The sequence below is a fragment of the uncultured Flavobacterium sp. genome (genome assembly GCF_963925415.1).
In the GTDB taxonomy this organism is placed as follows: domain Bacteria; phylum Bacteroidota; class Bacteroidia; order Flavobacteriales; family Flavobacteriaceae; genus Flavobacterium.
In genome coordinates this window covers 1-5590 of record NZ_CAWUTS010000025.1, presented here as the reverse complement: position 1 = coordinate 5590, position 5590 = coordinate 1, and the positions used below count along the sequence as shown (strand labels likewise).

The following is a 5590-nucleotide window of genomic DNA, read 5'->3' as shown; positions in this document are numbered from 1 at the left end:
CTTGGTCATATTGTTTTAAATTGAAATAACTTTCACCTATAATTTTAGACAATTCACTTTTTTCAATCGCTTTTGATATTGGCATTTGTGCTTCACCTAAATCGATTGCTTTTTGAAAATTGCCTAATTTAAAATTCATATCCGCTTGAAAATAGCCCATTTTTTCTTTGTAGCGATCTTGATCTGAAACTTTATCAAAATAATCATTCGCATTTTTATAATCATCGGTTTCATATGCCATGTAACCTAAATAATATTTGGATTGATTTCCGTATTCTTTAGAGTTAAGTACTTTGTTGAAATATAATGTAGCACTTTTAACATTTTTTGCAGTAAAATACGCGTATCCTTTTTGAAAATTAAACTGCTCTCTTTCATAAATGGTTAAGCCGTTTTCGTTTACTTTATCAAAATACTTTAAAGCTTTTGGAAAATTACTTTGTGCAAAATAATAATGTGCTACCTCAATAAAAGCTTGATTTTGTTTGGTACTAGTGGGGTAATTTTCTACAAAATTTTCCATCAATTGATCGGCACCATTTTGATTTAAACGAATAGCACAATTGGCGCTATAATAAACACAATCGGCTTTTACATCTGAGCTTATACCATTTTTAATTACTTTGTCAAAAATAATTTGTGCAGATTGATATTGTGAATCATTAAACAACCCAACAGCGAGGTCAAATTCTTTTAAATCGTGTGTGTAAATTGTTGTTTGCTGTGCTAAAACAAATGAGGTTTGAAAAACAATAAAAAAGAAAAATAGGTGTTTTGAAAGCTTCATTTTATTCATATTTATTGTTTCAAATATAAGATATATATAGACAACAACGATTAAACCAAGGTTTATATTGTGAACAAGGTTTTAAACAAGTTTAACTATATTGCAGAATTGATTCATACGATTTTGAATATAACGTAACTATGATTACTTTTACAAATTAAACCCCAATCAAATATGTCTGAAGTTATTTTAAGCTTACAAAATGTAGCCGTTTTTCAGGATCAAAACATTGTTTTAAACAATGTTAACTTAGAAATTAAACGTGGCGAATTTATTTACCTTATTGGGAAAACAGGTGCTGGAAAAAGCAGCTTTCTGAAAACACTTTATGGAGATTTAGCCTTAACTGAAGGAGAGGGGCATATTGTTGACTTTAATTTAAAAACTTTAAAAGAAAATGAAATTCCTTTTTTAAGAAGAAAATTAGGAGTTGTTTTTCAAGATTTTAAATTATTACCCGATCGCAGCATCAAAGAAAATTTAGTATTTGTTTTAAAAGCAACTGGCTGGAAAATAAAAGCTGACATGGATGTGCAAATAGAAGATGTTTTGGACAAAGTAGGCATGATGTCGCAAGCGCATAAAATGCCTCATCAGCTTTCAGGTGGTGAGCAACAACGTATTGCTATTGCCAGAGCATTATTGAATGATCCCGAGTTAATTTTAGCTGACGAACCTACTGGCAATCTTGACCCTCAGACCTCTGTAGAGATCATGAATGTATTAAAAAAAATAAACGAAAACGGAAAAACAATTATAATGGCAACTCATGATTATGCTTTAATTATGAAGTTTCCTTCAAAAACATTGAAATGTGAAGACAGTTCTGTTTTTGAAGTAATACAACGAACGGTTTAAATTATGGTTAATAAAACAAAAACTATAAATTTCGCCTACTTTTTTGTTTGTATAATAACTTTTTTGTTTGTTTACAAATCTGGTTACATTCTATACCCCGATTCGTATGGATACATGGAGGTTGTTTTAATCAGAAGTTTTGGATATCCACTTTTTTTGTCAATGCATAAGATTGTTTTTGGTATAAATTATTTATATTATGTAGTGTTTACACAGCTTATTTTTATTTTAATAGGTGTTTTTTTTCTGTTAAAAACCATTAAAAACTATTTATTTAGCAATTCTTTATATTTATTTTTTTTATTTTTAGTCTTAATAATGCCCGTTTTTTTTCAAAATAAGGTAGCAAATTCAATACTATCGGAAGGTTTATCTTATGCTTTTTATTTGCTTTTTTTGAGTGTTTTTTTTAATCTCATTTTAGCAAAATCGCAAACCTATAAGCAGTATTTTTGGGCAGCATTTATTTTGTTTTTGCTTATAAACATTCGAGGGCAGTTTTTGTTTTTAATTCCATTGTTACTATTCGTGGTTTTATTAAAACAATATCAAAAAAAACTTGCATTTAAAAATGTGCTTATTGCTTTATTGTTAGTAATTTCTGTGCCAATTTTAAGCATTTTATCAGACAAGACATATCATAAAATACAACACAATCATTTTACATCTACTCCTTGGACAGGTATTCAATTAGCTGCAGTGCCAATGTTTGTATCACAAGAAAAAGATTCTATTTTATTTAAAAATGATTTAGAAAAAAAATATTTTTTATACATTTATAAGCAATTAGAAAAAGAAAAAGTATTAAAATCGCAATTGCAAACAGGAACATACGATTTTACATTTTATTACGATAATTTTGGGGTAATTTGCAATGAAACTTTGAGCAATTATGGCGAAACTTTTTTTAAAAACGAGTCTATTGATCAGCGAGTTATTAAAAACGACAAAATTACATTTGCTATTACTTTTCCGTTACTAAAAGCACATTTTGTAGATTGGTTTTCATTGCTTTTTAAAAATATGTATGTTAGCTTTTTTTCGATTAGTTTTTTGGTAACCTTTATTGTTTTATTTGGTATTGCTTTATTTGGGTTTATTCAAACAAAATCAAACATAAATTTACTTTTACTAATATTTAGTTTGTTGATTTTATTAAACTTGTTGCTAGTTGCTATTGTTGAACCCATTATTGATCGCTATATTTTTTATAATCATTGGATATTTTTGGTAATAATAGTTTATTTATTAGAAAAAAAATCTGTTAAAATTTAAGTATGAAATTAGAATTATCTATAATAATGCCTTGTTTAAATGAAGCAGAAACTCTTGAAATTTGCATAAAAAAAGCAAACAATTATTTAAGACAAAACGCAATAAATGGCGAAGTAATTATTGCAGATAACGGCAGCACCGATGGTTCGCAAGAAATTGCTATTGCTAATGGTGCAAAAGTTGTTTCAGTACCCAAAAAAGGGTATGGCAACGCTTTGAAAGGCGGCTTTGAGGCAGCAAATGGCGCTTATATGATTATGGGGGATGCTGATGACAGTTACGATTTTAGTAATTTGCAATTATTTGTTGGAAAATTAAGAGACGGAAATGACTTGGTAATTGGAAACCGATTTAAAGGCGGCATAGAAAAAGGTGCCATGCCTTTTTTGCACAAATATTTAGGAAACCCTATTTTATCTTTTTTAGGAAAACTATTTTTTAAAATAAAAATAAACGATTTTCATTGTGGCTTGCGAGGAATTAGCAAAGTAGCCTATCAAAAACTAAATGTAAAAACCACAGGTATGGAATTTGCATCTGAAATGATTGTAAACGCATCAATGCAAAAATTAAAAATTGTTGAAGTTCCAACTACTTTAAAACCAGACGGAAGAACTAGAAAACCTCATTTAAAAACATGGAGCGATGGCTGGAGACATTTGCGTTTTTTGTTGCTTTTTAGTCCAAAATGGTTGTTTTTAATTCCTGGTTTTATAATGATATTTTTTGGTAGTTTAGTTTCATTGCTTTTACTGGTTCAACCTATAAAAATCGGCAATGTTGTTTTTGATATTCATACGTTATTATTTTCATCAAGCTTTACAATTGTTGGATTTCAGTTCGTTATGTTTTATGGCTTAACCAAAGTTTTTGGTATTACCCAACAATTATTACCAAAAAGCAAACGATATGATACTGTTTTTAAATATATTCAACTCGAAAAAGGATTAATCATTGGTTTTGTATTAACAATTATTGGTTTTATTTTGAGTTTCTATGGACTTCATATATGGCAACAACATAATTATAAAGAATTGCATGTGAAACAAACTATGCGAATTATTATACCTGCTGTTTCACTAATTGTAGTGGGAATTCAGATAATTTTATTTAGTTTTTTCTTTAGCATATTAGATTTAAAAAATGAAAAAAATTGATTACATCCTTCAAAAAGAACGTATTAGACAAGCCAAAAAACACATTATTGGATTGTCTATTTTAGATATTGGTTGCCATAATGGCGAATTGTTTAAAAATATTTTGAAAACAAAAAAAATTACTGGCGATGGAATTGACAATGTTTTGAAAGAAAAAATTGTAACCAACAATTATACATTACATCCTGGGTATTTCCCTCAAGATTTTGAAATTTCAAAAAAATATAATGCAATTACACTTTTGGCTGTTTTAGAACATATACCTATTAATCAAATAGCTACGTATCCTAAATTATTTAGTGATTTATTGTATCCGAAAGGTAGAGTTATTATTACAATTCCGACCAAAAAAGTAGATTCTATTCTAAATGTTTTACTTTTTTTTAAATTAATACACGGAATGGATTTGGAACATCACCAAGATTTTGATAGAGAAGAAGTAAAAACTATTTTTACAAAAAACGGTTTTGATTTAATAGTTGAAAAACGTTTTGAATTAGGTTTAAATATTTTATATGTGTTTGAAAAATTGTAAACAAGTAAAAGAATGACTACTAAAACAATTGTTATATCTGGAATTAATATGGTAGAAGGTGGAATTTTTACCATTTTAGACAATTGCTTGCAAAAAATATCAAAATATGCTGCAAAAAACAACCTTAATGTAATTGCTTTGGTTCATGATGCATCCAAATTTAATTATCCTAATATTGAGTATATTTCATTTCCAAAATCTAAAAAAAATTGGTTATTTAGAATTTATTACGAATATTTCTATTTTAAAAAACTTTCCAAAAAAACAAAACCAGACATTTGGTTGTCTTTACATGATGTAAGTCCAAACGTTGTAGCTCAAAAAAGATTTGTGTATTGCCATCACCCAACCGTATTTTATAAAGCTTCATTAAAAGATTGGAAATTTGACTATAAAATTGGTATATTTTCAATATTATATAAATATCTTTTTAAATTAAATATTAAGAAAAATAATGCTATTTTTGTACAACAACATTGGATAAAAAAGGAATTTGAACAACTATTTAATATAAACAATATTATTGTTTCAAAACCTGAGTTTATTGAGGAAAATATAGATTTTACAGTAACTTTAGACAACTCAAAGATTCATTTTTTTTACCCAACTTTGTCTAAAAGCTTTAAAAATATTGAACAAATTGCTGAAGCAATTTTATTAGTATCAATTAATGTATTAAAAAAAATAAACGGAAACGGAAAAACAATTATTATGGCTATACATGATTATGCTTTAATTATGAAGTTTCCTTCAAAAACATTGAAATGTGAAGACAGTTCTGTTTTTGAAGTAATACAACGAACGGTTTAATGTTATCTATATTAATACCAACATACAATCATAACGTATTCCCTTTAGTTGTTGAATTATTTAGTCAAGTCAATAAATTAAAAATTGATTATGAAATTCTAGTTTTAGATGATGGTAGTACTCAATATGTTGAAGAAAATTTAAAGATAAGCACTCTAAAAAACTGTT

7 protein-coding genes are annotated in these 5590 nt (G+C 27.4%); 6 read left to right on the top strand and 1 reads right to left on the bottom strand.

The window, feature by feature from the left end:
- Nucleotides 1-787 (bottom strand): tetratricopeptide repeat protein (locus tag AABM47_RS01675; RefSeq protein ID WP_338409186.1); only part of this gene is annotated, 787 nt, incomplete at its 3' end.
- Nucleotides 788-961: 174 nt separating this feature from the next.
- Here AABM47_RS01675 and AABM47_RS01670 point away from each other — a divergent pair.
- From AABM47_RS01670 to AABM47_RS01645, 6 genes are all read left to right on the top strand, one after another.
- On the top strand, nucleotides 962-1645 hold the full coding sequence (locus AABM47_RS01670; protein WP_338409185.1) for an ATP-binding cassette domain-containing protein: 684 nt from the start codon (nucleotides 962-964) through the stop codon (nucleotides 1643-1645).
- Between the two features lie 318 nt (nucleotides 1646-1963).
- Nucleotides 1964-2920, top strand: coding sequence for a hypothetical protein (locus AABM47_RS01665; protein WP_338409184.1), 957 nt, complete (start codon nucleotides 1964-1966; stop codon nucleotides 2918-2920).
- Between the two features lie 2 nt (nucleotides 2921-2922).
- Nucleotides 2923-4077, top strand: a complete 1155-nt coding sequence (locus tag AABM47_RS01660) for a glycosyltransferase family 2 protein (RefSeq protein ID WP_338409183.1) — start codon at nucleotides 2923-2925, stop codon at nucleotides 4075-4077.
- Nucleotides 4064-4612 carry a methyltransferase domain-containing protein gene (locus tag AABM47_RS01655; RefSeq protein ID WP_338409182.1) on the top strand — a complete coding sequence of 183 codons (549 nt, stop codon included), beginning with the start codon at nucleotides 4064-4066 and terminating at the stop codon, nucleotides 4610-4612. The genes AABM47_RS01660 and AABM47_RS01655 overlap by 14 nt, the downstream gene beginning before the upstream one ends.
- Nucleotides 4613-4624: 12 nt before the next feature.
- Nucleotides 4625-5422: a hypothetical protein gene (locus AABM47_RS01650; protein ID WP_338409181.1), complete on the top strand. Its 798-nt coding sequence runs from the start codon at nucleotides 4625-4627 to the stop codon at nucleotides 5420-5422.
- Nucleotides 5422-5590 (top strand): glycosyltransferase (locus tag AABM47_RS01645; protein WP_338409187.1); only part of this gene is annotated, 169 nt, incomplete at its 3' end. The genes AABM47_RS01650 and AABM47_RS01645, both read left to right, overlap by 1 nt.